This is a genomic window from Streptomyces sp. NBC_01264 (genome assembly GCF_026340675.1).
In the GTDB taxonomy this organism is placed as follows: domain Bacteria; phylum Actinomycetota; class Actinomycetes; order Streptomycetales; family Streptomycetaceae; genus Streptomyces.
The window spans coordinates 4,442,197-4,467,878 of sequence record NZ_JAPEOX010000001.1 but is presented as its reverse complement, the minus strand read 5'-3'; the positions used below and the strand labels follow the sequence as shown (position 1 = coordinate 4,467,878).

Here is a 25,682-nt window from a genome sequence, read left to right as displayed (position 1 = left end):
CGCCCCTGAGCCGCCCGGCCCGAACAAGCCGGGCGGCTCGGGCCCGGCCGCTCCGCCGCCGACACCCAGACCCGCTGCCCCGAGGGAATCCCGATGCGCTCCGCCGCCGCCCGCAAGAACTCCGCACTCGCCACCGCCGCCACCGCCCTGCTGGCCCTCGCCGCCCCGCTCCTCGCGAGCACCCCCGCCTCCGCCGCCTCCGTCGCCACCTGGGACAAGGTCGCGCAGTGCGAGGCCAGCGGGAACTGGAAGATCATCGACCCCTCCGGCAGCTACTTCGGCGGTCTCCAGATATCGATGCCGACCTGGCGCGCCTACGGCGGAACGCAGTACGCCGACCGGGCGGACCACGCCACCAAGCAGCAGCAGATCCTGATCGGCGAGAAGATCCTGGCCGGGCAGGGCCAGGGCGCCTGGCCCAACTGCGGCCCCCGCTACAACCTCGGTGCCGACCACGCGGACCCGTACCCCAACGCCCCGACCTACCCCGCTCCCTCCTCCCTGGCCAACGGCACCCTGGTGAAGTCGCCGAACGGCCCGGACGTACGGGTGATGATCGCCGGGGCCGGTGTCCCGGTGGCCGGCTCGGACGTCGCCCTGGACCACTACGACCTGGGCAAGGTCGTGACCATCGACCCCAACGCCTTCAACGGGCTGCCGAGCGCCCCGCCCGCCGGCACCGTGGTCCACGACCAGGCCGGCGGCGCCAACCGGTACGTCATCATCGACGGTGCCGCGCTGCCGATCTCCGCGTCGGACTGGACCGAGGACGGCTACAACCTCCGCGCCGACTACGGCCTCCCGACCGCCTGGCTGCAGGCCGCGGCGCAGCGGACCGTGTCGACCGGCCGCGTGGTGATGGACCAGACCGGCAACGACCCGTCCCGCTACGTGATCGTGAACGGTGCGGCGCTGCACATCTCGGGTGCCGAGTGGACCGCCAACGGGTACAACCAGCAGGCCCTGATGGGCGTTCCGACCGACTGGCTGGCCGCCGCCGCGACCCGGCAGGTGCCCAACGGCTCCATCGTCAAGGAGGTCTCGGGCGCCGACGCCACCGTCTACGTGATGGCCGGCGGCGTGGCGGTCCCCCTGACCAACGCCGACTTCACCGGCTTCGGTTACGACCAGCGCCCGCTGCTCGGCACCCCGGGCCAGTGGCTGGCCTCGGCCGCCGCGAAGGCTGCTCCCGCCAACGGCACGATGGTCAGGTCGCTGGCCGACGCCACCGTCTGGGAGATCGTGAACGGCAAGAAGCGCGCCATGGCGGCCACCGAGTTCGGTGCCGGGAAGCGCAGCTTCGACGATGTCGTCGGTGTCGGCAGCGCCTTCATCGCCAAGTTCCCGACCGCCTGACCCTCTGACCGCCGGCTCCTGATCGGCGGCTCCACGAACGAACGGGCCGTGGGCCTTCCGTCCCCGAGGGGAGCGGAGGCCCACGGCCCGTTCGGCCTGACGCGGGCAGGCGCGGCCGGTCGGCCGGTCAGCCCTTGCTGACCGCCACCAGGATCTCGGGAAGCTTGCGCACCACCGCCGGGGCGGCGAGGCGCAGCCCGGCCCAGGCGGCCAGCGCGCCCCAGGCCAGGCCGAGGGGGAGCAGGATCCAGGCCAGGGACTTCTGGTCCGTGGCGCTGAAGTAGACGGCCAGGGCGATCAGCGGGGAGCTGATCAGGGCCGAGGAGAGCAGGCCGCCGAGGAGGGCCGCCCACGCGAGGGCGCCCTGGCCCGGGGCGACGCTCTTGAAGGCACCGTCGGTCGGGATCGAGTACGCGAGATGGGCGGACGCCAGGGCTCCCGTGCACAGCATCGAGCCGAGCAGGGCCAGGGCCAGGCCGAGGGCGCCGGGCAGTCCGGCCCAGTCGCCGAGCAGGCCGGCCGTGACGGTCGCGACCACCACCGTGAAGGGCACGGTGACCAGCGCGAGGGCCAGGGCGCGGGCGCGCAGTTCCACGTAGGCGTCCCGGGTGCTCGAAATGGTCTGTGCGACCATCCAGAACGCCGAGGTGTCCTGCCCGAACTGGTTGTACATCTGGAGGCCGATCATGCCCGAGGCGAAGCAGGCCAGGTACACAGAGCCGGCGCCCTGGAAGGCGTTGACGACCGGGATGATCAGGCCGAGCGCCAGGGCCGACACCCAGGCCGCCTTGGTCTTCGGGTCGCGCACCATGTAGCGCAGCACGCGCTGGGCGGCCGCGCCCGTACGGTCGTCCGGCAGGATCGACCAGCCGCGGCCGCCCTCGCCGTTCGCCCGCTTCTTCTTCTCCTTGGCGGCCGCGATCGTCGAACCGTCGGGGGTGACCATCAGCTTGGTCAGGCTGCGCTCCCAGAACCGGAGCAGCAGGCCGAGGGCCGCGACCGTGATGAGGAGCTGGGCGGCGGCGATCCCGTACGAGCCCTCGCTCGCGGAGTCCACCATCCCGACGGCCGTCGCGGGCGGCAGCCAGCGGACGACCTCCCCGGCCGGCTCCAGCTTGTCCAGGCCGCCGGTCTGGAACAGTCGCTGGGCGGCGAAGTTCGCCACCTGCGCGCCGATCGCGATGAGCAGGCCGCTGAGCAGCGCGAGGTCGCGCCCCTTGCGGCTGGTCAGCAGCCGGACGTTGGCGGTGGCCACCGCACGGGCCAGGGCGACGCAGCCGACCAGCAGCAGCGGCACGGCCAGTACGGCTGCCACCACGCCCGCCGCGCCCCGGGCGACGGCGATCACCGAGCCGACGGCCAGGCACAGCGTGAACAGCGGCCCGATGCCGACGAGCGAGGCGGCCAGCATGGCCCGTACGAGCGGCCTCGGGCGCAGCGGCAGCATGACCAGCCGGGTCGGGTCGAGCGTCTCGTCGCCGGTGGAGAAGAACAGCGGTACGAAGGTCCAGCAGAGGGCCGTGATCGCCGCCAGCAGGACGACGACCGCGCCGGCGTGCGCGTTGCCGCGCAGCACGATGAGGCCGAGCGTGGCGAAGAAGGCGATGACGAGCGCGAAGGCGAGGGCGCCGAAGTAGGCGGCCTTGCGCGTCGAGGAGCCCTTGAGCCCGTTGCGCAGGAGCGACAGCTTGAGGCGGACGAAGATCGGGATGATGTCGACGGGCGCGACGGGCGTGACGGACGTGCTCATCGGACGCCCGCCCCGCTGCCCGCCCCGTTGCCGTTCGACCCGCCGCCGAGCCAGTCCAGGGACTCGCCCGTGGCCCGGCCCTGCGCCCCGACCAGCTCCAGGAACGCGGCCTGCAGCGAGGGCGCGTCGCCCCGTACGTCGGCCAGCGGGCCCGCGGCCCGGATCCGGCCGGCGGCCATGACGGCCACCCAGTCGCACAGCGACTCGACGAGCTCCATGACGTGGGAGGAGAAGACGACCGTGGCTCCGGAGGAGGTGTAACGTTCCAGCACTCCGCGGATGGTCTGCGCGGACACCGGGTCCACGCCCTCGAACGGCTCGTCCAGGAAGAGCACTTCGGGGTTGTGGAGCAGTGCGGCCGCCAGGCCGATCTTCTTCCGCATGCCCGTCGAGTAGTCGACGATCAGCTTGTGCTGGGAACCGGCCAGGTCCAGGATGTCCAGCAGCTGCGTGGCCCGGCTGTCCGCCTCACGGCCCGGCAGCCCCCGCAACCGGCCCATGTAGCCGAGCAGTTCCCGTCCGGAGAGCCGCTCGAAGAGTCGCAGCCCCTCCGGCAGCACGCCGATCCGGGACTTCACCTGCACCGGGTCCGCCCACACGTCGTGCCCGGCGACGAACACCCGGCCCATGTCCGGGCGCAGCAGCCCGGTCACCATGGACAGGGTCGTCGTCTTGCCCGCGCCGTTCGGCCCGACCAGGCCGATGAACTGCCCGGCGGGCAGCTCGAGATCGATCCCGGACACGGCCACCTGCTGGCCGAACCGCTTCCACAAACCCTCGACCCGCACGGCGGGTGCGGCGGTCGGCGCGGGTCGCGCACCGCCGCCCGCTCCGTCCGTCGCCCCGCCCGTCGCAACGCCCTGGTCCGGCATGCGCCTGCCTCTCGTTCTGTTCCCCGTGTCCTGCTTTTCTCACCATAGGAGGAGGGGGAGAGGCGGAGCAGTTACTTATGTCATGAGTTTCCCGGCGGATATGTCCGCTGGTCAGGCCCCGCGCCGGGCCCGTTCCGCCGCCGCCTCGCGCCCGCACGCGTAGGCCAGGGCGTCGATCAGCTCCTCCACGTCCGGCAGCCACCGGTTCGCGGCAGTCGGGGGCTGCGCCCACTGCACCGAGCCGCGCCCGCCGATCCGGGTCGGCGGCGCGGGCACGTACTCGCCCTCACCGCGTGCGACCAGGTCGAGTTGGGCCGGCTGCCAGCCGATCTTGCGCAGCAGGTCGGGCACCTTCGCCCCGGCGCCGGGCAGGACGAAGAACAGCATCCGCCCCGCGGGGTTGGCGATCACCGGTCCGAGGGTGCGCTGCATGCGCTGGAGCCGGGCCAGGGCCAGGAAGCCGGCCGCGTCCGGGACGTCGAGCGCGTCGAAGGTCCGGCCGGTGGGCAGCAGGATGGCGGCCTTCGGGTTCTTCCCCCAGAGCCGCCTGACCTGCACGGCGCTGCCGGAGGCCTGCGAGGCCCAGTCCTTGCCCGCCGCGTGCGCGCCGGGCACCGGGCACTCCGCGGCCCCGCACGAGCACCGCTCCCGCCCGTCGACGGACTCCAGCCAGGTGCCGGCGAAGACATCCCAGTGCCGTTCTTCCGTGTACCGCACGGCATGGTCCAGCAGCGGCTCACTGCGCTGCAGGGGGATGGGCGCGGTCTCCGTGACTCCGATGGTCTCTTCCACGTGCAACACAACTCTTGCGGTCACCGGGGGTTACGGGCGTAAACCCGCCGGGCTCGGGAGCATCGATCCTGCATGCGGGGCGCATCGGTGCATCGCGGGGGGCGCGTAGGAGGCCGGGGCGCCGTAGGTGGGTAGCGACAGGACGCAATGGGGAAGATTCCCCGCACATCAGGCGGGAAGTGATCATTCGAACGATCACCCGCGTCTCTGGGGGTTTTCATGGCAGCCAGGCCTCTCGTCGCCCGCCAGCCGAACGAACGGCTGCAGGCGCTCATCCAGGAAGCCGGGTGCTCCAATGCCGGGCTCGCCCGGCGCGTCAACATGTGCGGGGCCGAGCACGGGCTCGACCTCCGCTACGACAAGACCTCGGTGGCCCGCTGGCTGCGCGGCCAGCAGCCGCGCGGCCGGGCCCCCGGGATCATCGCCGAGGCGCTGGGCCGCAAACTCGGCCGGACCGTCACCATCGACGAGATCGGCATGGCCAACGGCAAGAACCTCGCCTCGGGCGTCGGCCTGCAGTTCTCCCCGACCGTCATCGGCGCGATCGAGCAGGTCAGCGAGTTGTGGCGGAGCGACGTGGGCCGGCGCGACTTCCTGTCGGGCTCGAGCGTGGCCTCCTCGGCGCTGGTCGAGCCGAGCCGCGACTGGCTGATCACCGGGGCGGACGCGCAGGTCGCACGCAGCGGCGGCTCGCGAGTGGGCATGTCGGACGTGGAGGCGGTACGGGCCACCACCCAGGCGCTCAAGGACCTCGACCACCGCTTCGGCAGCGGGCACGTGCGCCCGGTGGTCGTGCACTACCTCAACTCGGTGGTCTCCGGCCTGATCGGCGGCTCGTACCGGGAGCCGGTGGGCCGGGCCCTGTTCGCGGCGGTCGCCCGCCTCACGGAGCTGGCGGGCTACATGGCGGTGGACACGGGCCAGCCGGGCCTGGCCCAGCGCTACTACATCCAGGCGCTACGGCTCGCCCAGGCGGCCGGCGACCGGGCGTACGGGGGCTACGTACTGGCGGCCTCGATGAGTCACCTCGCCGCCGAACTGGGCAACCCGAGGGAGATCGCGCAGCTGGCCAGAGCGGCACAGGAGGGCACCCGCGGCCAGGTCACCCCCCGGGTGGAGGCGATGTTCTACGCGGCGGAGGCGCGCGGGCACGCGCTCCTCGGCGACGCGCGCTCGACGGCGGTGCTGTCCTCGCGGGCGCTGACCGCGCTGGAGCGGGCGGAGCCGGAGTCGGGGGACGACCCCGAGTGGATCCGGCACTTCGACCGGGCCTACCTCGCGGACGAACTGGCGCACTGCCACCGGGACCTGGGCCAGGCCGACGCGGCGGCGAGCCGCGCGGAGGAGTCCCTGCGGGACCTCCCGGCGGGCAAGGCGCGGCGCCGGGCGATCGGCCTGCTCCTGCTGGCGGCGGCGCGGGTGCAGCAGCGCGAGGTGGAGGCCGCCTGCCAGACGGCCACCCAGGCGGCGGAGCTCCTGTCGGGCATCCGGTCCCACCGCGGGACGGTGTACCTGGAGGACTTCCGCACCCGCCTGGACCCGTACCGGGAGGAACCGGCTGCCCGGGAGTTCACCGCACGCCTGGAGCCCGTCGGCTGACCCGCCGCCCGGGGGCCGGGCGGCGGGGCCGGCGAGGTCAGCCGGTTCAGCCGGTGACGCGGATGCGGCCTTCCATGCCCGTCGAGGCGAGGTGGCTGGCATCGGCGTCGACGAACCGGATGCGCCAGTAGCCGCTGGTCTCCGCGGTGAACTTCTTGCCCACGGATCCGTCGGCCCGGGTCACGGCGGTGCCCATCTCCTTCCACTCCGTGGAACCGTCGGGCCGGAAGTAGAAGCGGACCTTCTGGCCGGGGTAGATGGTGTAGCCCCCCTCGGGGCTGTAGTTGTTCAGCACTCCGAGGACGAACAGCTGCTTGCCCTTGGCCACGGTGCGGGGCCCGAAGCGGGCGTCGGTGATCCGGGTCTCGGTGCGCGTCGTGCGGAGCACCTGGGTGCCCGTGCTGGGGGCGATGTTGGTGGTGCCCGGCGTGTACACCCGCCACCCGCTGACCTGCCGGGTGCTCGGTGTGCTGACCGTCACGGAGAAGGTCTTGTTGTAGGGCACCACGAAGGACTGCCGGGTGACCCAGCGCCCCCGGTCCGAGTACTGGATCTCGATCGACGCCTGCTGGGTGGTGTAGCCGTCGACCGTGACCTTGCCGCTGATGGTGAGCTTGCCGTACTTGTCGCTGGAGGCGATCTTCTCCTCGGTGACCTTGGTCATGTGGGTGATCTTCGTGACGGTCGCGGTCCGTGTACGGTCCCCGACCAGCCAGCTGTCGCCGACGGCCACGTTCAGGGAACCGGGACGGTAGACCGGGGCCAAGGCGGTGTAGCTGCCGTCGGCGCCGGCGAAGGCCTCCATGTTCTGGATCCCCGACAGGAGCACGCGCCGTCCGGCGGCGGGCTTCACGGTGCCGTTGTCGGCGGTGCGGGTGAGCGTGCCGCGCAGCGTCACCTTGGTCCCGTACCGCGCGGTGAAGGGACCCGTCGTGGACAGGGTCAGGGCGGCCTTCTGCGCCCGGATCTTCGCCGGGGTCGATACGCGCGTCTCGGTGTCCCCGCTCGCCAGGGCCACGTTGACGTACATGGAGGCCTGGCTCTCGGTGCCGAGGGCGGAGACGGAAGTGGCGAACTTCCCCTGCGCGTCGGACACCACGTCGGCCGAGCCCTCTCCGAGCGCGGCCCGGACCCGCGCGCCCGCCAGCGGCAGCCGCTCACCGGTGCGCGGGTGGACCGCGGTGACCGTACCGGTGACCTGGGTGTCGAGGTCGTCCAGCGAGAACTCCTGCTGGCTGGACTTCGCCTCGATCCTGGCGTCGAGGGCGTAGGTGGACCGACCCGCGCTGCGGGTGATCACGTCGCCGTTGGCCCCGGAGTACACGTCCAGTTCGTAGTCGGCCATGTCGTCGAGGACGAGCGGCTTGTCGCCCTCGTACCAGTCGCGGCCCTCCACACCCGACTCACCGGAATCCTCCTGGTGGTACGTGAGGTCGTCGACGACGGCGACGACCTTGTCGGTGCCGGCCCGGCGCACCTCGACCCGCTTCGGGAGCCAGACGTCGTCGAGGTAGACGGCGAACTCGTTGTGCGCACGCTGGAAGATGCTGGCGTAGACCCCCGAAGCGGCCTTGGCCGCCTTCGCCTCCGCGTCCGCCGCAGCGCTCACCGGCGCGGCGCCGGGCGCGGCATGCGCCGCGGGAGCGGCCAGCGCCCCCACGGCCGTCAGCACGACCGCCGTACCGACGGCCGTCATGGTCCTCTTGAAGCTGTTCACCGGTTGTCCCCCGTGTGTCCATGTGATCTTCCGCGGGGTTTGACGGCCGACCCGCCCCGGGGGTTGTACGGGCCGCGTCGAATTCCCGCCGGTACCGGATGCCCGGCCCCTGTCGACGAGGCCGACACTGGCAAACTCGGCGGGGACCGGTAGCGTGAGCCGACGGTTCCGTAGACGCGGACAGGTCGGAAAGGGAGTTCCGGTGACGGAGAGCGGACAGGGCGGCAGCCCGCAGGGAGGCGAGCCGTGGGGCCCGTACGTACCCGCGCAGCCGCCGACGCAGCCGCCCGCGCAGCCCGGCGGGGAGCCGGAGTACCTGCCCGGCCAGCCGTCCTACGGGCAGCCCTCCGACGGCGGGCCCGCCTACGGTCAGCACGCCTACGGATACCCCGCACCTGAGGGCCCCGCCTACGGCTACCCGCAGGGTCACGTGGTCGGCCCCGGCTACGAGGGCCCCGGCGACCCGCACGGCTACGGTTACCCGCCGCTGCCGGAGGCGGCCACCCAGTACATTCCGCCGGTGCCCGCCGCCCCCGCGCACGAGGAGGCGGCGACGCAGTTCATCGCGCCGGTCCCCGCGGGTCCGCCGCACGGCGAGGCGGCCACCCAGTACATACCGCCGGTCCCCGCGGGCCCCTCCCACGACGAGGCCGCGACGCAGTTCATCCCGCCGGTGCCGGCCGGGCCGGCCGATCCCGCAGCCGGGTTCGACGGGCTGTTCCGGGGGGAGGAGTTGCAGCACACGGCGCAACTGCCCCCCGTCCAGGAGCCGGTGCTCCGCCGGCAGCCGCCGCAGCAGCGCCCCCACCCGCAGCAACAGCAGTACGCGCAGCAGTACCAGCAGCAGCCGCCCCAGCAGCAGTACGCGCCGCCGCAGCAGTACCAGCAGCAGCCGCCGCCCTACGCGGAGCCGCCGGCCCCCCGCAAGGTCTCTCCCGCGATCATCGCCGCCGTCGTCATCGGCCTGGCCGTCGTCGGGCTCGGGGTCGGCGCGCTGCTCAGTGACGGCAAGGCCCAGAACAACGACCCGGCCGCCGTGGCACCCGCCCCGACCCCCGGCAGCTCCGCCGCGGACTCCGGAGAGGCCGCGCTGGACCCCGCGCAGCCGCAGGCGGTCCAGCTCGACAAGCTCCTCGCGGACAGCAACGACAGCCGGGCCGCGGTGATCAAGGCCGTCGAGGACATCAAGAGCTGCAGCAACCTGGATCAGGCGGCCACCGACCTGCGCGACGCGGCCCGGCAGCGCCAGGAGCTGGTGACCCGGCTCCAGGAGCTCAAGGTGGACAAGCTCCCGAACGACGGGAAGCTGACCGCGGCCCTCACCAAGGCGTGGAAGTCCTCCGCCGAGGCCGACAACAGCTACGCGGACTGGGCGGACGACATCAAGGGCGACGGCGACAAGTGCAAGGACGGCAAGGCCAAGACCACCGACAACGCCTCGGACGGGAACAAGTCGAGCGGTGACGCCACCCGGGCCAAGGAGACCGCGGCCGGGTTGTGGAACTCCATCGCCGGCAAGTACGACCTCACCAAGCGGGACAAGAGCCAGCTCTAGGGGCGCTCCCTAGCTCGAACGGGGGGCCTGTTCCAGGGTCTTGGTCATGTCCATGGACGCCGCCGCCCCGACCTGCTGGGCCACCAGGCGGCCCTGCTGGACGACCTGGAAGGTGACCCGGCCGTTGACCATGCGGGGGAAGCCGGAGACGGCGCGCATGTCCTGGTAGCGCCAGCTGAGTTCGGGGGTCAGGCCGCCGGTCGTGACGGGATCGGCCTGGTTGAGCCTGCGGGTGAGGGTGCGCCCGGTGATCTCCTCGTCCTCCTTGAACCGCTTCACCATCTCGCCGAACACCGTGTACGCGATCCAGGTGGTCTGGGCGCCGCTGTCGTCGGGGTCCACGGCGTTGTCGCCGAAGGCGTAGTCGGAGATCACGTTACGCATCTGCGCCCAGAGGGGGTCGGTGGAGACCGGGTACCAGCTCGTGACGTACGCGCCCTCGAAGGGGCTCTCCTTGCCGCCGGTGCGGTCGACCAGGGCCTGGCTGACCGAGCCGAGCACCGAGGAGATCTGAGGCTTGCGGTCCTGGGAGTCGAGGCGGCGGAAGGCGTCGAAGAAGGTCTCGGTGCGGGCGCCGAGCACGGCGGCCACGCAGCCCTTCTCCTTGCCGTCCTTCGTGCCCTTCCCGCCGCCCTTCGGGGTGGAGTCGACCAGTGCCTCGCCGGCCTGGGCGGAGAGGTCCGCGGAGTCCTCGGCGGCCCGGATGTCGCTGGCCCCGTCCATCTGGTTGGCCTTGAGGCCGGAGTTGAGCTGGCCCGGCAGGGAATCGCCGGCGAGGGTGTCGGGGCGGACCAGGGCGACCTTGGCGCAGGTGCGCCCCAGCTGGTGGCCGGCGCCGGCCACCAGGACGGGCTGGCCGCCGTTGACCGGGTAGGAGAGCGGGGACTGGAACTCCTCGGGGGAGACCCCGTACCCGCCGATGAAGGGGATGCCCGCGACTTCCAGCGGGGCCAGGAAGGCGCGTCCGTGCTGGCTGTAGGAGCCGATGACGGCGACGGCCTTCTCGGCGACCGCCTTGCGGGCGCAGTCGGCGGCGCCGGTGGGCGTGTTGCGCTCGTCGCAGGTCAGGACGCGGAGCTTGCGGCCGTTGATGCCACCCTTGGCGTTGACCCAGCGCTCGTAGGCCTTGGCCATGCCCGGCATGCCGGGCATGTTGGTCGCCTTGGACTCCTCCGGAGCGAAGGTCATGACCGTGAGGGTGTCGGCGTCCCCGGAGCCCCCCGAGCCCCCGGGGAGCGCCCCGCAGCCGGCGACGAGACACGCGCCCATCGCCATGGCCGTGGTCCGGGCCAGAAGGGTTCGGGAGAGTGCCGCTGCGGATCGCCGGGTGGTCATGTGCATGCACCATTCCGCCCCCCGGGTAACTGAAGTGTGAGGTGTACACAACATCCAGTGACATCCAGGTGAATTACGGGTGGCGCGCACACGGTGAGTGAGCGCCGGGTGGGTCCGGGCCCCCGGGTCCGGGCGCCTGAAGATCACGCCGCACGGGAACGTACGATCGAAAGCGTGACATTCGCCCAAGGTTCGAAGAACTCTTCCGCCCACGGCGGCCGCTCCTCCACCATGGGCGGCATGCCCCTCAATGACATGCCGTGGTGGCGCTGGCGCAGCAACGTGCGCTCGGCGCTGCACATGCTTTCCGACCCCGCGTTCCAGGAGGACACCTGGCTGGCCGGCGCCGAAGGGTACGGGGACGTCACCGACGCCGTGTACCGGCTCGTCGAGGACACCTGGCTCGACAGCTGGTCCGCGGAGAAGTACGTCGGCACGATCTTCCGCGACTCGCAGGAGGCGGCCCTCGTGGACCTCGCCGTGCTGCGCGTGCTGCGGATCATGCACCAGATAGGCCCCGACGCCCCGGTCTCCGGATACCTGGAGCACCATGCCTGGCCGGAGGCGGTACGGGCCGCGCGCGAAGCCCACGTACGGCTGTCGACGGCGGACGGGGACGACGCGGACGCGCGTCCGCGGTCACTCGACGTCCTGAGGATCCTCACGCGCGCGGTGTGATGTGGAAGGCTGTCGGGTCATGAGCGACGACCCGCAGCCCCAGGCCCCGCAGCAGTACGTACTGACCCTTTCGTGCCCCGACAAGCAGGGCATCGTGCACGCCGTGTCCAGCTATCTGTTCATGACCGGGTGCAACATCGAGGACAGCCAGCAGTTCGGCGACCGCGACACCGGCCTGTTCTTCATGCGGGTCCACTTCGCGGCCGACGCCCCGGTGACCGTGGAGAAGCTGCGGGCCAGCTTCGCCGCGATCGGCGACACCTTCCGGATGGACTGGCAGATCCACCGCTCCGACGAGCGCATGCGGATCGTGCTGATGGTGTCGAAGTTCGGGCACTGCCTCAACGACCTGCTCTTCCGGCACCGGATCGGTGCGCTGCCGGTGGAGATCGCGGCCGTCGTCTCGAACCACACCGACTTCGAGGAACTGGTCGGCTCGTACGGGGTCCCGTTCGTGCACATCCCGGTGACGAAGGACACGAAGGCGGCGGCGGAGGCGCGGCTGCTGGAGCTGGTGCGTGCCGAGGAGGTCGACCTCGTGGTCCTCGCCCGGTACATGCAGGTGCTGTCGGACACCCTGTGCAAGGAGCTGAGCGGGCGGATCATCAACATCCACCACTCGTTCCTGCCGAGCTTCAAGGGCGCGAAGCCCTACCACCAGGCGCACGCCCGGGGCGTGAAGCTCATCGGTGCGACCGCTCACTACGTGACGGCGGACCTGGACGAGGGCCCGATCATCGAGCAGGAGGTCGAGCGGGTGGGGCACGAGGTCACCCCGGACCAGCTCGTGGCGATCGGGCGGGACGTGGAGTGCCAGGCGCTGGCGCGGGCCGTGAAGTGGCACAGCGAGCACCGGGTCCTGCTGAACGGGACCCGGACGGTCGTCTTCACGTAACCGCCGGCCGGGCCCGGCCGCACGGACCCGGCCCCCGCATCCGGCCCGCCCCGCATCCGACCGGCTCTACATCCGGCTCAGGGACGCCGCCGCGAAGAGGACGTCGCGGATGGCCTCGCGGTCGCCGTTCTGGCCGACCGCGGCATCCTCCGGGGAGATGTGGCCCGCGGCGAGCTGGCAGAATTCGGTGCCGTCCAGGGCGATCCGGGCCACCGTGTGGTCCGGTGAGGGCTTGGCTGCGGGGGAGTCCAGCGCGATGTCCCAGCCGCCGCCTCCCGCACCCTCGATCTCCAGGTGCAGGGTCCGGCCCGGCGCCCCCGCCGCGACCAGCCCGCGCGGCGGCGCCGCCAGTCCCGCCCGCCGCCGCCCGGCCAGGGCCGCCGGCAGCAGCCGGGCCGCCAGGTCGATCATCCGGTTCAGGTGGGGCGCGGCCGGCGGCCCGTACGGATAGTCCACCGCCTCCGCGATGTCCACGGCGTGGACCCAGCACTCGAAGGCCCGCTCCAGGAACGCGTCCCCGAGGGGCAGCGCGAAGGCGCCGTAGTCCACGTCCAGTTCGGCCACGCCGCGGCCCGCGAAGGAGACCGTACGGACCAGGGTGTGGCCCTGCTCCCGCCACGGCTCGCGGACGCGGCGGGTGGTCGGGTACGGGGAGTCCTCCCAGAACCGTTCCGTGCGCTCGGCCGGGGTGCCCGCGGATCCGGCGGGGCCCAGGGGGTCGTCCAGACCCAGCGCGGACGCCACGAGGCCGTCCACCGCCAGCAGGTGCCCGATGACCCCGGCCACCGTGGTCCGGCGGGTCTGGCGGCGTTCCTCCTCGAACCACTTCAGCCGGACCGGCGTGTGCCACTCCGAGTCCCCGAAGTCCCGCAGCAGCGAGTCGAGCCGGGCCGTCTCGGTGTCGTACGGGCTGGCCCACACCGGGACTGGGATGCGGGCGGGGCGCTTGCCGAGGCAGTCCTCCAGCACGCGCGAGCGCAGCAGCGGCTTGAGGTCGAGGCTCTCCTCCGGGTGCAGCAGCGCCACGGCGTCGCGCAGCCGCAGCGCCTCCTCGGCGCAGGGCGCGCATTCCGTGAGGTGGTCCTCGACGGCCTGGGTCTCCTCCGCGGAGCAGGCCGCCAGGGCCCAGGCGCCGAGCAGGGACTTCAGTACGGCGTGGCTGGGCGGCGGCGCGGCAGGGACGGGCTCGGGGTCGGGCTCCGCGGGTGCCGGTACGACCGGGAAGTCGGTGATGACCGGGTACTCCGTGAACTTCGCGTACTCGGCGTCGTCGAGGTCGTCGAGGTCCTCGAGGTCGTCGGCCGCCCCACGCGGGCCTGGTATGCGCGCCGGGCCGCCGGGGTTCGGGGGCCGTTCGTACTCTTCGCCGTCTTCTTCACCGAAGGGGCTCGGCGGCATCGTCATCGGGCGGTTCCATATCCGGAGGGACCGTATCCCGGCGGGACGGTGTCCTCGCGCGGGACGGCGTTGGCCGTGGACAGGAGCTGCAGGCCCAGGCGCAGCCGGCGCCGGGCCTCGTCCTCGCTGATCTGCAGGTCGGCGGCGGCCTGGCGGTAGTCGCGGCGCTTGAAGTAGGCGAGTTCGAGCGCGGCCCGCAGGGGTGCGGGCATGGAGGTGACGATGAAGTCGGCCCGGGCCGCCGCGTTGGCGCTGCGCACTTTCTGTTCCAGTTCCTCGCGGGAGCCGTTGCCCAGTTCGGCCTGGCGCAGGCGGGCCACGGCCTGCCCCTGGGTGATGCGGGCGACCCAGGAGCGCATGGAGCCCTGTTTGGGGTCGTAGGCGTCCGGGTTCTCCCAGATGTAGCCGAAGACCTCGCGGGTGACCCGGTCGGCGGCCTTCTCGTCGCCCAGGACCCGGTGGGCGAGGCTGTGCACGAGCGAGGCGAAGCGGTCGTACAGCTCTCCGAGCGCGGCGGCCTCGCCGCGGGCCAGGCGTTGTTGCATGCGGCGGTCCCAGCGCGGTGGTGCGTCCTTCGGCATCGTGCCCCCAGCCGGATTCCCGGTTTCGCAGCCGTGTGTCGACCACTCGAATGTAGTGGGCATGCGGGGGTGTGCGCCCGTTTTGCCAGAACCTCCTCCGGGAACCGGGCCCCGCGTGCTAGGAGCGTCGCGGGGGTGAACGCGAATGCCGGCCCCATGACATGGGTACACGCGTACGCGCCCCGCCGCGCTCCTCGTGCGCTGGTTCGATGCGGCCACCTGCTTGCCCGCTTCGCTTAACGCGCAGGCCACGTAGGCCTTACGCTCCTGTCCTGTCTTGAACTGCACCCCACCGCATATGTGAAGGCGGAACGCCGAATATGGACAGCGCAGAATACGAGCGCAAGATCGCCGCCCGCTTCGCCACCTTCGACCAGGACGGGTCCGGGTACATCGACCGGGAGGACTTCAGTACGGCGGCCAGGGCGGTCCTGGCCGAATTCGCCGTGGCTGCCCGGTCCGACAGGGGCCAGGCCGTGTTCGCCGGCGCGGAGGCCTTCTGGCAGGGCATGGCCGGCATCGCGGACGTGGACGGGGACCAGCGGGTGTCCCGCGAGGAGTTCGTCACGGGCGCGGCGAAGCGGCTGCGGGACAACCCGCACCGGTTCGCGGAGATCGCACGGCCGTTCCTGCGGGCGGTGATCGCGGCGGCGGACTCGGACGGGCTCGGCGCGACCCCGGCGGCGACGGCGCGCGTCCTGCGCGTGCTCGGCACCCCGGAGGAGCTCGCGGAACCGGTCGCGGCGGCCCTGGACGCGGACGGCGACGGCCGCATCACGGAGGACGAGATCCTGGCGGCCTTCGCCGGCTACTGCGGGGTGGCGGCGCCGGACGCGTAGCCCGGCGGCGCCGGACGCGTGGCCCCGGCGGCGCCGGACGCGTGGCCCCGGCGGGGCGGAGCGGGGTGGCGGGGCGGAGTCCCGCGGCCCCGCCGCGCTCGTGGGCGTCCCCCGCTACGCGAAGCGTTCGCGGAGCTTGTACTTGAGGACCTTGCGCAAGGCGTCGTTGCGGGGCAGGGCCTCGACCAGTTCCAGTTGTTCCGGGAGCTTGTGCGTGGAGAGGCCCTCCGTGCGCAGGTGGGAGGTCACCTCGGCGAGGGTCAGCGGGGCCGCGCCCGCGGGCTGCTCCACGACGGCGCAGACGCGTTCGCCGCGTTCCGGGTCCGGGAGGCCGATGACCGCGACGTCGGCCACGCCGGGGAGCAGGTGGAGCAGGTCCTCGATCTCCTTCGCCGAGATGTTCTCGCCCTTGCGGATGATGACGTCCTTGCTGCGGCCGGTGAGGACCAGGTAGCCGTCCTTCGTGAGGTGCCCGAGGTCGCCGGTGACCAGGTACCCGTCGGCGTCGAAGACGCCGGTGTTCTGCTCCCGCCCCAGGTATCCCTGGCAGACCGCCTCCCCGCGCAGGCGGACCTCCCCGTCGGTGTCCGGGGGCAGGAGCGTCCCCTCCGGGGTCGTGATGCGGATCGACATGCCCTGCGGCGGCCGGCCCTCGGTGGTGGCGAGGTTCTCCGCGGTGTCGTCGGGGGCGCCCATCGTGATCATGGGGACCTCGGTCATGCCGTAGCCGTGGGTGAGCTGGCAGCCCAGCTCGCGGACGACCGCGTGGTAGATCTCCGGGGGCTTCGGCGCGCCGCCGCCCGCGAGGAGGCGGAGGCTGGGGATGAGCTTGTCGGACGGGTCCTTGCGCTGCTCGGTGAGGAACATCGAGTAGAAGGCGGTGGAGCCGCCGGCGACCGTGACCCCGTGGCGGCGGTAGCCGTCCAGGGCGTCGGGCATCGCGAACTTCTCGAAGAGGACCGCCGGGAACCCGTAGAGCAGCAGCATCACCGTGTAGTCGGGTCCGGCGATGTGGGCGAACGGGAAGGCCATCGAGCCGACGTCGTCCGGTGACAGGTGCAGGGCGTGGGCCAGGCAGGAGCCGCCCGCGATGAGCGAGCGGTCCGTGTGCAGGACGCCCTTGGGGTCCGAGGTGGTGCCCGAGGTCCAGTAGATCCACCGGACCGAGACGCCCTCGGCGGGGGGCGGGGGGAGCACCGCCGGGTCGCCCGTGGGCAGGGAGTCGTAGGCCTCGAAGACGCCATGGGCGCCGAGGCGGTGCGCCATCGCGGTGTGGTCGAAGCCGCGCCAGACGCCGGGGACGGCGAAGAACTCGGCCTTCGACTCGCGCAGCGCGAAGCCGACCTCGCGGTCCCGGTAGAAGGGGATCACGGGGGTCTGGACGGCGCCGATGCGGGCGAGGGCGACCGAGAGCAGCACGGTCTCGATGCGGGTGGGGAGCTGCCAGGCGACCACCGTGCCGGGGCGCACGCCCATGTCGTACAGGCCGGCCGCGACCTGCTCGGAGCGGTCCCGCAGCTCCCCGAAGGTCAGCCGGCGGTCGGCGGCGGCGTCGGCTGAGGAGCCCTCCGCGGCCTCGATGAGGACGGGGGCGTCCGGGGTCATGGCGGCCCGGCGGGTGATCAGGTCCCAGAGCGTGCGGGACCGGCTGAGTTCGACTGCGGTGCTGTCCGTCATCCCGGACCGACCTCCCCTGGCCGACACGACCTGACGGATAGTCAGATCAAGGGCAGAGCGTAGGGCGCGGACGCTTGTCGGTCCAGGGGTGGGGAGCTAGCTTGGTTCCAGATTTCTGACGCACCATCAGATTCGCCATCAGATCAGCGAGGGGACACCATGGAACTGCCTCGGATCATCAGCGTCGACGACCACGTCATCGAACCGGCCCACCTCTTCGACGTGTGGCTACCCGCCAAGTACCGCGACCGCGGACCCAAGGCGCTCACCGCCGGCATCGGCGAGCTCGCCTACACCGGCGGCAAGTACGTGATCACCATGGACCCCGACGGCCCGCCCACTGACTGGTGGATCTACGAGGACCTGAAGTTCCCGTACAAGCGCAACATCGCCGCCGTCGGCTTCGACCGGGACGAGATGACCCTGGAGGGCATCACCCGCGAGGAGATGCGGCGCGGCTGCTGGGACCCCAAGGCACGCCTGCTCGACATGGACCTCAACCACGTCGAGGCCTCCCTGTGCTTCCCGACCTTCCCGCGCTTCTGCGGGCAGACCTTCGCCGAGGCCAAGGACAAGGAGGTCGCCCTGGCCTGCGTGCGCGCGTACAACGACTGGATGGTCGAGGAGTGGTGCGGGGACAGCGGCGGCCGGCTCATCCCGCTCTGCATCATCCCGCTCTGGGACATCGACCTGGCCGTCGCCGAGATCCGCCGCAACGCCGCGCGCGGGGTGCGGGCGGTGACCTTCTCCGAGATCCCCACCTACCTCGGCCTGCCGTCCATCCACTCCGGCTACTGGGACCCCTTCTTCGCCGTCTGCCAGGAGACCGGCACCGTCATCAACATGCACATCGGCTCCAGCTCCCAGATGCCCGCCGCCTCCCCCGACGCCCCGCCCGCCGTGCAGGCCGCGCTCAGCTTCAACAACGCCATGGCCTCGATGATGGACTTCCTGTTCAGCGGGGTGCTCGTGAAGTTCCCGACGCTGAAACTGGCGTACAGCGAAGGCCAGATGGGCTGGATCCCGTACGCCCTGGAGCGCGCCGACGACGTGTGGCAGGAGCACCGCGCCTGGGGCGGGGTCAAGGACCTGATCCCCGAGCCGCCGTCCACGTACTACTACCGGCAGATGTTCTGCTGCTTCTTCCGCGACAAGCACGGGATCGCCTCGCTGGACGTCGTCGGCCGCGACAACGCCACCTTCGAGACCGACTACCCGCACGTGGACTCGACCTTCCCGCACACCAAGGAGGTCGCCCTCGACCACGTCAAGGGCCTCGACGAAGAAACCGTATACAAGCTCATGCGTGGAAATGCCATCCGTATGCTCGGACTTGACTTCGACAAGGACCGGCGGACGGGGCGGTAGGCGCAGTGGACCTCACCTATACCGAGGAGGAACGCGAGTTCCGGGCCCGGCTGCGGGCCTGGCTCGCGTACGTGCTCCCGGACCTGCCGCCCAAGCCCTCGCCCGACGACTGGCCGGGCCGCCGCGCCTACGACGCGGGCTGGCAGCGCCGGCTGTACGACGCCGGGTACGCCGGACTGCACTGGCCGGTGGACGCGGGCGGCCGCGGGGCCACCCCCACCCAGCACCTGATCTACCTGGAGGAGACCGAGCGCGCGGGAGCCCCGTACGTCGGAGCGAACTTCGTCGGGCTGCTGCACGCCGGCCCGACCATCGCCGCCGAGGGCACCGCGGAGCAGCGGGCGCGCTGGCTGCCGCCCGTGCTGCGCGGCGACGAGATGTGGTGCCAGGGCTTCAGCGAGCCGGACGCGGGCTCCGACCTGGCCTCGCTGCGCACCCGCGCGGTCCGCGACGGCGACGAGTACGTGATCACCGGCTCGAAGATATGGACCTCACACGCGGAGGTCTCCGACTGGTGCGAGCTGCTGGTCAGGACCGATCCCATCAGCGCCGAGACCCCCAAGCACCGGGGGATCTCCTGGCTGGCCATGCCGATGGACGCGCCGGGGGTGACGATCCGGCCGCTGCGCACCCTGGCCGGGTCCACCGAGTTCGCGGAGATGTTCCTCGACGAGGTACGGGTCCCGGTCGCCAACCGGGTCGGCGCCGAGAACGACGGCTGGCGGGTCACCATGGTGACCCTGTCCTTCGAGCGCGGCACCGCCTTCGTCGGCGAGGTCGTCGCCTGCCGGCGCACGCTCGGCGAGCTGGCGCGCGCCGCGAAGGCCAACGGCCGCTGGGACGACCCGGTGCTGCGGCGCCGGCTGGGCCGGCTGTACGGGGAGTTCGGCGCCCTGTGGCGGCTCACCCAGTGGAACGTCAGCGAGTCCGAGCGCTCCGGCGGCGTCCCCGGCATCGGCGGCAGCGTCTTCAAGCTGGCTTACTCGCACGCGCGCCAGGAGCTGTACGACACGGCCGCCGAGGTGCTGGGGGCCCAGTCCCTCTCGCTGGAGGAGGAGTGGACCCTGGACCGGCTGTCCTCGCTCTCTTACACGATCGCGGCGGGCACCTCGCAGATCCAGCAGAACATCGTGGCCGAGCGCATCCTCGGCCTTCCGAAGGGCAGGTGAGCGTTCCGTGGACTTCCAGCCGACGCAGGACCAGCGGGACCTGCGGGCAGGCGTACGGGACCTCCTGGAGGGCCGCTACGACCGCGAGGCGCTGCGCGCCTCGGTGGACGGGGCGGCCACCACGGGCCGGGCCGTGGACCGGGTCCTGTGGCGGGAGCTCGGCGAGGCCGGGTTCTTCGCGCTGCGGCTCCCGGAGGACGAGGGCGGGGTCGGGCTGGGGCTGCCGGAGGCCGTCCTCGTCTTCGAAGAGGCCGGCCGGGCCCTGCTGCCGGGCCCGCTGGTCGCCACCCACCTGGCCGCCGGGCTGGTCGCGGGAGCCGCCGAGGGCGAGGCGGTGGTGACGGCCTTCGACCTGGAGGGCCCGCTGGTGGCCCACCTAGGGGAGGCCGACGCGGTGCTCGGCGCGGACGGGGAACCGGTCGAGGTCTACTCGGGGGAGCCGGTGCGCTCCGCGGACCCGCTGACCCCGCTGGCACGGGTCTCCGTACCGGGGCGGCCGGTGGCGGCCGGGACGTACCGGGACGAGGGGGCGCTGCTGACGGCGGCCCTGCAGCTCGGCAGCGCGCTGCGCACGGTGGAGCTGGCGGTGCGGTACGCCAAGGAGCGCGAGCAGTTCGGGCAGCCGATCGGGGCGTTCCAGGCGGTCAAGCACCTGTGCGCGCAGATGCTGGTGCGCGCGGAGGTGGCCCGTACGGCGGTCTACGCGGCCGCCGTGACGGCGGACCCGGCGGAGGTGGCCGGGGCCAAGCTGCTGGCCGACGAGGCGGCCGTGCGCAATGCCCGGGACTGCCTGCAGGTGCACGGCGGGATGGGCTTCACCTGGGAGGCGGACGTGCACCTGCACCTGAAGCGGGCCTGGGTGCGGGCGGAGCAGTGGCGGACGGCGGCGCAGGGGGAGGAGGCGCTGGCGGCGGAGCTGCTGGCGGCGGCGGAGTAGTTCGCGGCCGTGGAGCAGCTCGCGCACAGTGACGGCCGGGCACGGGAGGGACGGCGCGGGACGCATGTCCGATTACATAGAGTTGATATCGGTTTGTGTCCTTCGCCCGACTCATTGCGGCCCGGAGGCGGGGGGCCGCTCCGGTACGCTCCCGGGAATGCGAGCGGTTGAGCGGCGCGAGCGTCGCACAGTATGCACCACGCCTACTCCTTCACGCTGGAATATGCCCGAAGCGCTTGTTGCGGTGACTGTATGTCAACCATGCTGCTCCGCAACGGGGTCACACTCGGTGACTCCGTCCTGTCGCGAGGCGAAGTGTCCGCCGGTTCGGATGGTGTGAGCGGTGCAGGTGCTTCAGGTTCAGCTGGAGGTAGGACCGGACCCCGCCGAGGTCGGCCGGGCCCGCCGATGGGCCCGCTCCCGGCTCGCGGGCTGCGGCATAGGGGATGACGAGCCGCTCGCGGAGACGCTGATCCTGCTGATCTCCGAGCTGGTCACCAACGCCGTCGTGCACACCGGCTGTCCGGCCGTGCTGCGCATGCTCTTCGGGGAGCCGGGGGTGCGGGTGGAGGTCGCGGACGCGAGCGACCGGGCCCCGTCCCCGCGGCAGGCCGCGGGGGACGACACGGGCGGGCGGGGGCTGGAACTGGTGGACGGGCTGGCGGACCGCTGGGGCTGGCAGCGCGAGGGCGCCGGGAAGCGGATCTGGTGCGAGATCGACCGCGAGGAGAAGACCGCGGAGGCCGTTGCGGACGAGCCGGAAATCCGGGGCGGGATCCGGGAACCGCGCTTGTACCTCTAACGAGGTGTTGACGGTTCGTCAACTGGTGATCACTCTTGTGTTGAACGATTCGTCGCGAGGGGACGCCAAGGGTCAGTCCTGCCTTGACGAGTGCGGGTCGTGGGGTGGCGGCCGCCGTGCCGCGCTCGGGGCGTGCATGCGCGCCGCCGCCACCCGCAGCACCCTTTCTTCACGCGCCGCTCGCACGGCTCGGCCCTGGCGGGCCTCCCCGGCTTCGCGCCGCTGCGCCGGCCTCCGGCCGTCGACCGGCTGGAGCCCGGCCCGGCCGTGAAGTCGGTGCCTCCGTGCTGCAATGCGACGGCACCCCCAAGTCGTCTTGAGGGTGAGGGGGTGTTGCCGGGTGGATCCATCCGAGGAATCGTTCGCGGAGTTCGTCGCGGCAGAGGGAATGCCGTTGCTCCGCACCGCGCGGCTGCTGACGGGCGACTGGCATCTGGGGCAGGACCTGGTGCAGGTGACCCTGGCCAAGGTGTACGACCGCTGGGCCCGCGCGGGCCGGTACGACGCGCCGGTCGGCTACGCGCACAAGGTCATGGTCACCACGTACTGCACCTGGCGCCGCAGGCGCTGGAACCACGAGCTTCCCCACGCGGCCCTGCCCGATGCGGCGGGCGGCTCCGTCGAGCCCGCGGCCGAGGCGGTCGCGGCTGCCGACCTGCTCGAACGCGCGCTGCTCGGCCTGCCACGGCGCCAGCGGGCCGTCCTGGTGCTGCGCTACTACCAGGACCTGACCGTCGAGCAGACGGCGGAGATCCTGGGCTGCCCCAACGGCACGGTGACCAGCCTGACCGCGCGGGCCCTGACCCGCCTGCGGTCCCACCCCGACCTCTGGCCGGGCGAGGGCGCAACCAAGACCACGACCCCGAGTGAGGCGCAGGCGCGATGAACGGGTTCCCCGAAGAAGAGCTGCGCAGCGCCCTGCACGCGCTGGCGGACCGGCCGGCGGTGCCGGTCGCGGCGCCGACACCGCACGGCGCGGTCCGGGCGGCCGCCCGGATCCGCCGCCGCCGGAGGGCGGCCGCGGCCGGACTGGTGGCGGCCGCCGCGGTGCTGGCCGTCCTCGTCCCGCAGTGGCTGCCGGGCGGCGGGGGCCGGATGCCGGCCCCGCCGGCCGCGACCGCGGGACCGCCGAGCGTGATGCCCGAGGCGACGGAGTCGGCCGTTCTGACCGACCCGGACGCGCTCGGAGTCCCGTACGCGCACGACCTGTACGTGCACTGCGGAATCCGGTTCACGAAGTTCGCGGGCCGCTGGTGGCGCGCCGATCCGGAGGTTCCGGACCAGGAGCTGGACGCGGCCGTCTGGGACGACCCGTACACGGCGGGCACGATGACGCTCGTCTCGGCGGTCGAGGCGCGCTTCGTCCGCCACGACTCGGGTCCCACGGTCACCTTCCGCGCCACGGAGGAGGAACCGCCGCTCTGCCGCTGAGGGCGGGCGGGGTGGAACCATGAGGTGTCCATGACGTGTCTCTGTGCGGGGCACGCCGTCCCACCCCGAAGTCCCCCCTCACCGCAGGAGAAGCGCATGGCAAACCCGTACGAGGCGACGCCTCCACCCGCCCCGGGGCGCCGTGGGAGCAAGCTCCCCGGCCTCCTCGTCCTCGTGCTGCTCATCGCAGCCGTGTACGGAGCCTCCCAGTGGCTCGGCAAGAACGACGACAAGGCGGACGCCAAGCCCTCGGCTTCCGCACCGGCGCCCGCCAACTCCTCCAAGGACCCCGGAAATCCGGAGTCCTCCTCCGACACGTCGAGTACATGGGCGGTGGGCGACTGCGGAGGCCCCGACCCGGACAACCCGCCGGACGGCTACCGGCCGCGGAAGTGCTCGGCGTCCGGAGCCACCTTCAAGGCGATCGACATCAAGGACGCCAGCATCCTGCCGGGCGCGATCCAGTGCCCGCCCGGTACCGACCTGATGATCCAGGTGAGCATGTCCTACGGCTCCGCGAAGTCGGGCGGCATCCCCACCAACACCGTCTGCGGCCGCAACCTGACCGGCGAACACCCCGGTGACGCGGGCGCCGGCGGCGGCCAGCTGGTACAGGGCGACTGCGTGACCGGCCAGGCGCAGGAAGTGCCGTGCGCCTCGGGCGGCTCGGGCACGTACAAGGTGCTCGGCCTGGTCAAGACGAAGGCAGAGTGCCCGTCGGGGACCAACAAGCCGATGCAGCTCGTGATGGCGGTGGGCCGCCCGTACGACGTGATCTGCGCCAAGGGCTGACCGGGGAACGCGAAGGGCCGGACCGGGCGATGGCCGGGTCCGGCCCTTCGGCTCGTCCCTACAGGTCGAGCTGGTACTGCAGTGTCGTGTGCGTGGGCAGGTAGCCGAGGCTGTCGCTGATGTTCCGCATGTGCGTGTTGCTGTCGGCGGTGTCGGTCAGGAGGCCGCCGAGGTCCGGATGGTGCTCGTGGGCCCGTCGGATCGACTCGGCCTTCATCCAGCGGCCGAGGCCGTGTCCGCGGTGCTCGGGCAGCACGGCGGTGCCGTAGTGCACGGCGTCGCCCTTGCCGCTGCCGGGGACGACGAGTTCGGTGAACCCGGCGATCGAGCCGTCCGAGGTGTCGACGGCCACGACGGTGTGCAGCTGGTCACCGCGCTGTTCGACGGCCTTGGCGGCGGCCCGGACGCGGTCCACGTCCCAGGCCGTGATGCCGTGGTCGGTGTCCTCCATGGGCATGTCGTCCATGGCGCGGCGCGAGTCGGCGAAGGTCTGGGCGAGGTCGTCGGGGACGGTCCCCGGCCAGGACGCCAGCCGGTAGCCGGGATGCGGCCGCTCGATGACGGCCGCGAGGGCGGTGGTGTCCAGGTCGGCCAGTGGCAGGCGGGCGAACCTCAGGGTGAGCACCTTGCGGAAGCCGCGGGCCGCCAGGAAGCGGTCGCCGGGCGATCCGGCCTCGGCCTGCGCGGTGACGCAGCGCCGGGAGTCGTCCCGGGCGGCGGCCACGGCCACCTCGAGGAGCCGGGATCCGACGCCCTCGCGGCGCTCCACGGGGTGCACGTGGAGGGTCAGTTCGGCCAGGTGCGCCTGTCCGCCGTCGAACAGGCGCAGGAAGGCCGTCCCGACGGGGCTGGAATCGGCGTCGGACGCCAGCCATGCGAGGCGTCGGCTGTGCGCGCCGTGAGCGGGGTCGGTCAGCGGGGTGATGTGGAACGACAAGGTGTCTCCGTCGTGAGGAGGTGGCAGAGGTCGGTACGCGGGCTCACCTGCTGGGCACTCGTGCGCATGTGCTCCACACCTCCTCGTCGACGGCGCCGGTCCGGCAAGAGACGGACGGCTGGGTGAACCTAGCTGGCCGATCGGTTCCCTGGCAAAGGGTTTGGCCCGGTACCCGCTGCCCCGCCCCCGTCCCCGTCCCCGCTCAGAGGATGGCGATCGGGGCCACCGGGGTGCCGACCGCGCCGACGAAGGGTTCGGGCATGGCCGAGAGGAGGAAGGAGTAGCGGGATTCTTCCGCACAGGCTGTGGACAACTTTTCGAGGTTCCAGTTCTGGCCCTGGTGCATGCCCATCTCGACCAGGTCCAGGGCGTGCACCGGCAGCCACAGGTTGTCTATCTCCGGCGGGAAGATCTCGAAGGTCAGGGTGTCGTTCGCGACGGCCGCCACGTCCCGGGCGTGGAACCACTCGGGCGTACGGACGGACAGGCCGGGCGACGGGTAGCCGTAGCCGTGCTTGTCGCCCGCGAGGTAGACCTGCACCTGGCCGGTGCGGACCAGAACGATGTCGCCCGCGCGGACGGTGACCCCGGCGAACTCCTCCGCCTGCTCCAGGTCCTCCGGGGTGACCGCGTGGCCGCCGGGGAGCCGGTCCAGGCCCTTGGCGCGGGCCACGTCCAGCAGGACCCCGCGCGAGACGATGTGCCCGGCCTTGTCGATGCCGCTGAACTCGGCGCGGCCGTGGGCCGTGATGGTGCCGGCCGGGCGACCGTTGTAGATCTTCCCCGAGTGCGAGACGTGCGTGAGCGCGTCCCAGTGGGTGCCGGCCTGGAGGCCGAAGGTCACCGCGTCGTCGCTGCAGGCCACCGTGCCCGGGCCGAAGAGCTCCTGGTTGATCTGCACCATCGTGTGCAGCGGGTTGATCCGGCCGGGGATCATGCCGGACTGCACCCCGTCCTCCTTGAGGGGGAGGGCCATGGGGATCCGGCGGCCGGTACGGATCTCGGCGGCGGCCGCGCGGACCACCTCGTCGGTGATGAGGTTGAGGGTGCCGATCTCGTCTTCGGCGCCCCACCGGCCCCAGTTGTTGACGCGCTTGGCGATGTCGTGGAACTCGGCGGGCATGGCCATCGATCTCATCAGCTCCTCGGAGTGAAATGAACCGCTGTGACGAACTGGGGCTTGTGCTCGTACATCTGACTGC

The 25,682-nt window shown here is 72.2% G+C and carries 23 protein-coding genes; 13 read left to right on the top strand and 10 right to left on the bottom strand.

Annotation, left to right across the window (positions count from 1 at the left end):
• The first annotated feature begins 93 nt into the window (after positions 1–93).
• Positions 94–1,356, top strand: a complete 1,263-nt coding sequence (locus tag OG435_RS50140; protein ID WP_323187855.1) for a transglycosylase family protein — start codon at positions 94–96, stop codon at positions 1,354–1,356.
• Between the two features lie 127 nt (positions 1,357–1,483).
• Here OG435_RS50140 and OG435_RS20620 read toward each other — a convergent pair whose 3' ends face one another.
• The 3 genes from OG435_RS20620 to OG435_RS20610 form a co-directional block, all read right to left on the bottom strand.
• The gene (locus tag OG435_RS20620) at positions 1,484–3,106 is read right to left on the bottom strand and encodes a transporter (RefSeq protein ID WP_266878611.1); all 1,623 of its coding nucleotides are present in this window, start codon (positions 3,104–3,106) and stop codon (positions 1,484–1,486) included.
• Positions 3,103–3,978, bottom strand: coding sequence for an ABC transporter ATP-binding protein (locus OG435_RS20615; protein ID WP_266878609.1), 876 nt, complete (start codon positions 3,976–3,978; stop codon positions 3,103–3,105). The genes OG435_RS20620 and OG435_RS20615 overlap by 4 nt, the downstream gene beginning before the upstream one ends.
• A gap of 111 nt (positions 3,979–4,089) precedes the next feature.
• Positions 4,090–4,770 (bottom strand): bifunctional DNA primase/polymerase, encoded by a 681-nt coding sequence (locus tag OG435_RS20610; RefSeq protein ID WP_266878607.1) that lies wholly within the window; start codon positions 4,768–4,770, stop codon positions 4,090–4,092.
• Positions 4,771–4,989: 219 nt separating this feature from the next.
• On the opposite strand from OG435_RS20610, the gene OG435_RS20605 reads away from it, so the two are divergent.
• Positions 4,990–6,369 (top strand): transcriptional regulator, encoded by a 1,380-nt coding sequence (locus tag OG435_RS20605; protein WP_266878605.1) that lies wholly within the window; start codon positions 4,990–4,992, stop codon positions 6,367–6,369.
• Between the two features lie 46 nt (positions 6,370–6,415).
• Here OG435_RS20605 and OG435_RS20600 read toward each other — a convergent pair whose 3' ends face one another.
• Positions 6,416–8,086, bottom strand: a complete 1,671-nt coding sequence (locus tag OG435_RS20600; protein ID WP_266878604.1) for a hypothetical protein — start codon at positions 8,084–8,086, stop codon at positions 6,416–6,418.
• 202 nt (positions 8,087–8,288) lie between these two features.
• On the opposite strand from OG435_RS20600, the gene OG435_RS20595 reads away from it, so the two are divergent.
• Positions 8,289–9,641, top strand: coding sequence for a hypothetical protein (locus OG435_RS20595; RefSeq protein ID WP_266878603.1), 1,353 nt, complete (start codon positions 8,289–8,291; stop codon positions 9,639–9,641).
• A 9-nt stretch (positions 9,642–9,650) separates the two neighbouring features.
• On the opposite strand, the gene OG435_RS20590 is transcribed toward OG435_RS20595, so the two are convergent.
• Positions 9,651–10,976 carry an ABC transporter substrate-binding protein gene (locus OG435_RS20590; protein ID WP_266878601.1) on the bottom strand — a complete coding sequence of 442 codons (1,326 nt, stop codon included), beginning with the start codon at positions 10,974–10,976 and terminating at the stop codon, positions 9,651–9,653.
• Between the two features lie 231 nt (positions 10,977–11,207).
• Between OG435_RS20590 and OG435_RS20585 the strand changes: the two genes are divergently transcribed.
• Complete coding sequence (locus tag OG435_RS20585; protein ID WP_266881936.1) at positions 11,208–11,654, top strand: SCO4402 family protein; 447 nt, start codon at positions 11,208–11,210, stop codon at positions 11,652–11,654.
• 19 nt (positions 11,655–11,673) lie between these two features.
• Positions 11,674–12,549: a formyltetrahydrofolate deformylase gene (gene purU, locus OG435_RS20580; RefSeq protein WP_266878599.1), complete on the top strand. Its 876-nt coding sequence runs from the start codon at positions 11,674–11,676 to the stop codon at positions 12,547–12,549.
• A gap of 66 nt (positions 12,550–12,615) precedes the next feature.
• Here purU and OG435_RS20575 read toward each other — a convergent pair whose 3' ends face one another.
• Together OG435_RS20575 and OG435_RS20570 are read right to left on the bottom strand one after the other, a co-directional pair.
• Positions 12,616–13,947 (bottom strand): maleylpyruvate isomerase N-terminal domain-containing protein, encoded by a 1,332-nt coding sequence (locus OG435_RS20575; RefSeq protein WP_430625768.1) that lies wholly within the window; start codon positions 13,945–13,947, stop codon positions 12,616–12,618.
• 2 nt (positions 13,948–13,949) lie between these two features.
• Entirely contained in the window at positions 13,950–14,528 is a 579-nt protein-coding gene (locus tag OG435_RS20570; protein ID WP_266878596.1) for a sigma-70 family RNA polymerase sigma factor, read from the bottom strand.
• 320 nt (positions 14,529–14,848) lie between these two features.
• Here OG435_RS20570 and OG435_RS20565 point away from each other — a divergent pair, with 320 nt between their 5' ends.
• Entirely contained in the window at positions 14,849–15,367 is a 519-nt protein-coding gene (locus OG435_RS20565) for an EF-hand domain-containing protein (RefSeq protein WP_266878594.1), read from the top strand.
• Positions 15,368–15,481: 114 nt separating this feature from the next.
• Here OG435_RS20565 and OG435_RS20560 read toward each other — a convergent pair whose 3' ends face one another.
• Positions 15,482–17,044 carry a class I adenylate-forming enzyme family protein gene (locus OG435_RS20560; protein ID WP_266878593.1) on the bottom strand — a complete coding sequence of 521 codons (1,563 nt, stop codon included), beginning with the start codon at positions 17,042–17,044 and terminating at the stop codon, positions 15,482–15,484.
• A 159-nt stretch (positions 17,045–17,203) separates the two neighbouring features.
• Here OG435_RS20560 and OG435_RS20555 point away from each other — a divergent pair, with 159 nt between their 5' ends.
• The 7 genes from OG435_RS20555 (at position 17,204) to OG435_RS20525 (ending at position 23,543) form a co-directional block, all read left to right on the top strand.
• Entirely contained in the window at positions 17,204–18,412 is a 1,209-nt protein-coding gene (locus tag OG435_RS20555; RefSeq protein WP_266878591.1) for an amidohydrolase family protein, read from the top strand.
• Between the two features lie 5 nt (positions 18,413–18,417).
• Positions 18,418–19,581 (top strand): acyl-CoA dehydrogenase, encoded by a 1,164-nt coding sequence (locus tag OG435_RS20550; protein ID WP_266878589.1) that lies wholly within the window; start codon positions 18,418–18,420, stop codon positions 19,579–19,581.
• A gap of 7 nt (positions 19,582–19,588) precedes the next feature.
• Complete coding sequence (locus OG435_RS20545) at positions 19,589–20,518, top strand: acyl-CoA dehydrogenase family protein (protein ID WP_266878587.1); 930 nt, start codon at positions 19,589–19,591, stop codon at positions 20,516–20,518.
• A 343-nt stretch (positions 20,519–20,861) separates the two neighbouring features.
• Positions 20,862–21,320, top strand: a complete 459-nt coding sequence (locus OG435_RS20540) for an ATP-binding protein (protein ID WP_266878585.1) — start codon at positions 20,862–20,864, stop codon at positions 21,318–21,320.
• Between the two features lie 340 nt (positions 21,321–21,660).
• Positions 21,661–22,206 (top strand): SigE family RNA polymerase sigma factor, encoded by a 546-nt coding sequence (locus OG435_RS20535; protein ID WP_266878584.1) that lies wholly within the window; start codon positions 21,661–21,663, stop codon positions 22,204–22,206.
• Positions 22,203–22,751, top strand: a complete 549-nt coding sequence (locus tag OG435_RS20530; protein WP_266878582.1) for a hypothetical protein — start codon at positions 22,203–22,205, stop codon at positions 22,749–22,751. Before OG435_RS20535 ends, OG435_RS20530 begins: the two co-directional genes overlap by 4 nt.
• 96 nt (positions 22,752–22,847) lie before the next feature.
• Positions 22,848–23,543 (top strand): hypothetical protein, encoded by a 696-nt coding sequence (locus OG435_RS20525; protein WP_266878580.1) that lies wholly within the window; start codon positions 22,848–22,850, stop codon positions 23,541–23,543.
• A 58-nt stretch (positions 23,544–23,601) separates the two neighbouring features.
• Here the strand turns inward: OG435_RS20525 and OG435_RS20520 are convergent, their stop codons facing one another.
• Together OG435_RS20520 and OG435_RS20515 are read right to left on the bottom strand one after the other, a co-directional pair.
• On the bottom strand, positions 23,602–24,480 hold the full coding sequence (locus OG435_RS20520; protein ID WP_266878579.1) for a GNAT family N-acetyltransferase: 879 nt from the start codon (positions 24,478–24,480) through the stop codon (positions 23,602–23,604).
• A gap of 202 nt (positions 24,481–24,682) precedes the next feature.
• On the bottom strand, positions 24,683–25,609 hold the full coding sequence (locus tag OG435_RS20515) for a cyclase family protein (protein ID WP_266881934.1): 927 nt from the start codon (positions 25,607–25,609) through the stop codon (positions 24,683–24,685).
• Positions 25,610–25,682: the final 73 nt, after the last annotated feature.